The organism is Vibrio sp. Vb0937, assembly GCF_033338855.1.
In genome coordinates, this window is record NZ_JAWOTK010000061.1 from 1 (window position 1) to 2,760 (window position 2,760).

The 2,760-nt window shown below is 44.5% G+C and carries 3 protein-coding genes; all 3 read left to right on the forward strand.

The window, feature by feature from the left end:
• The first annotated feature begins 225 nt into the window (after nt 1-225).
• Nucleotides 226-459 carry an acyl carrier protein gene (gene acpP, locus R7P67_RS22980; protein ID WP_004406112.1) on the forward strand — a complete coding sequence of 78 codons (234 nt, stop codon included), beginning with the start codon at nt 226-228 and terminating at the stop codon, nt 457-459.
• Between the two features lie 93 nt (nt 460-552).
• The gene (gene fabF, locus R7P67_RS22985) at nt 553-1,803 is read left to right on the forward strand and encodes a beta-ketoacyl-ACP synthase II (RefSeq protein WP_005372948.1); all 1,251 of its coding nucleotides are present in this window, start codon (nt 553-555) and stop codon (nt 1,801-1,803) included.
• A 107-nt stretch (nt 1,804-1,910) separates the two neighbouring features.
• Complete coding sequence (pabC, locus tag R7P67_RS22990; protein ID WP_104975488.1) at nt 1,911-2,726, forward strand: aminodeoxychorismate lyase; 816 nt, start codon at nt 1,911-1,913, stop codon at nt 2,724-2,726.
• Nucleotides 2,727-2,760: the final 34 nt, after the last annotated feature.

Sequence of the window (2,760 nt, forward strand, 5' to 3'; positions counted from 1 at the left end):
AGCTATTTTACATTGTGAAAAATAGCCTATAGTTGCAGTTAACTGTCATGAACTTGTCATGCTTATGCGCAAGATTTGTGCATGATTTAAGTCAAAAATGTATTGAAATTCGGTTAAATTCGCTAATTTTGTGGTTTGACCAGCAAGGACCCCCTTGCAACTTTCAATAGTTCGAATAAACTACGGAATCATCGCATTAGGCGAAATCTGTAAAGGAAAAGAAAAATGAGCAACATCGAAGAACGCGTAAAGAAAATCATTGTTGAACAGCTAGGTGTAGACGAAGCAGAAGTTAAAAACGAAGCTTCTTTCGTTGACGATCTAGGTGCTGATTCTCTAGACACTGTAGAACTAGTTATGGCTCTAGAAGAGGAATTCGACACTGAGATTCCTGACGAAGAAGCTGAGAAGATCACTACTGTTCAAGCTGCAATCGACTACGTAAACAGCGCTCAGTAATTAGCTCTCCCAGGCGGTCTCCTAGACCGCCTGTGTTCTTTCTAACTTCTTCTATCCTCTCATAGAAATATTCAATTCCCGGAGAATTATATCGTGTCCAAGCGTCGTGTAGTTGTCACTGGCATGGGTATGTTGTCACCGGTAGGCAACACAGTAGAATCATCTTGGAAAGCCCTGCTAGAAGGTCAAAGTGGTATCGTAAATATCGAGCACTTTGATACTACGAACTTCTCAACTCGTTTTGCAGGTCTTGTTAAAGATTTCGATTGCACAGAGTACATGTCTAAAAAAGATGCTCGTAAGATGGACCTTTTCATCCAGTACGGCATTGCAGCGGGTATTCAAGCTCTTGATAACTCTGGCTTACAAATTACCGAAGAAAATGCGGCTCGAGTTGGTGTTGCTATCGGCTCAGGCATTGGCGGTCTTGACCTTATCGAAACTGGCCATACTGCATTAGTAGACAAAGGCCCTCGCAAAGTTAGCCCATTTTTTGTTCCTTCGACCATTGTAAACATGGTTGCAGGTAACCTATCTATCATGCGTGGTCTTCGTGGTCCAAATATCGCGATTTCTACCGCATGTACTACTGGCCTGCATAATATCGGCCATGCAGCACGTATGATTGCCTACGGCGATGCAGATGCGATGGTTGCTGGTGGTGCAGAAAAAGCTTCTACGCCTCTTGGCATGGCTGGCTTTGGTGCAGCTAAAGCGCTATCTACTCGTAATGAAGAGCCTCAAAAAGCGTCTCGCCCATGGGATAAAGGTCGTGATGGTTTTGTTCTAGGTGATGGTGCTGGCATGATGGTGCTTGAAGAGTACGAACACGCAAAAGCACGTGGCGCGAAGATTTACGCAGAACTGGTTGGTTTTGGTATGTCTGGTGATGCTTACCACATGACATCTCCAAGCGAAGACGGCTCTGGTGGTGCACTTGCGATGGAAGCGGCGATGCGTGACGCTAACATCACAGGTACTCAAGTAGGTTATGTGAATGCTCACGGTACCTCTACTCCAGCTGGTGATGTTGCAGAAATCAAAGGCGTGAAACGTGCTCTTGGTGAAGAAGGTGCGAAGCAAGTTCTTGTGTCTTCAACTAAGTCGATGACGGGTCACCTATTAGGTGCTGCTGGCTCTGTTGAAGCAATTATCACGGTTATGTCTTTGGTTGACCAAATTGTTCCGCCAACCATTAACCTTGATGATCCAGAAGAAGGTCTAGACATCGACCTTGTGCCGCATACAGCGCGCAAAGTTGAAGGTATGGAGTACGCTATCTGTAACTCGTTTGGCTTTGGTGGTACAAACGGTTCTTTGATCTTCAAGAAGTTCGCTGAGTAACACTATCTAACCTAATTTAGATAAGCGAAACTTGTATTCTAACGGCTCGATGCTTAGCATTGAGCCGTTTTGTTTTATTTGTTGTCTGCTAATTTGAAGGTACGTGAATGTTTTGGGTAAATGGAGTTCCGCAAACGCATGTAGAGCTAGGTGATCGCTCATTCCAATACGGTGATGGAGGCTTTACCACCATCCTGACCCAAAATGGAGAGTTGGTTTACTGGCAAGAACATACTGAGCGCATGAGTGCTTGCCTTGACGCTTTGAAGATCTCTTCACCTGACTGGAAAGTTGTGCATGATTGGGCAAGCAAAGCGGTTTTATCTGACGCACGAGCGGGGGTGAAGATTCACGTTAGCCGCGGTATTGGTGGGCGAGGGTATAGCCCTAATGGGATTGAAGGCCCTATCGTGACGATTTCCAATTTTGCGTTTCCTTCTCATTATTCATCTTGGCAAGAACAAGGTGTGGACTTGGGCGTTTGTAATACTCGTCTAGGGATTCAACCTTTACTTGCTGGACATAAGCATAACAACCGTTTAGAGCAGATTCTCGCCAAGGCTGAAATCGACAATACAGAGTTTGCAGATGCAATAACGTTAAATGTGCAAAACCATGTCATTGAAACTACAATGGCCAACCTTTTTTGGGTTAAAGGTAATAAAGTATTTACGCCGGAGCTGACCTTATCAGGCGTTACGGGCGTAATGCGTCGTAAGGTGCTTGAGTTACTTAAAGTAAGTCATATTGAAGTCATCGAGGGGCGTTTTATACTTCCAGATTTGCTGAGTGCTGACGAGGCTTTCATGTGTAACTCAATATTAGGTGTCGCACCTATTCGCAGCATAGTGACATCGAACTCTAAGACTATATTTCCGATAGGAAAATTGACTCAACGACTGCAAGGGAATTTAACTACGTGATTAAAAAACTGTTGGCTTTTGTTGTGCTGATCGC

Coding starts and splice junctions, on each gene's coding strand:
- pabC (WP_104975488.1), top strand. CDS start 1,911: ATGTTTTGGGTAAATGGAGTTCCGCAAACGCATGTAGAGCTAGGTGAT.
- acpP (WP_004406112.1), top strand. CDS start 226: ATGAGCAACATCGAAGAACGCGTAAAGAAAATCATTGTTGAACAGCTA.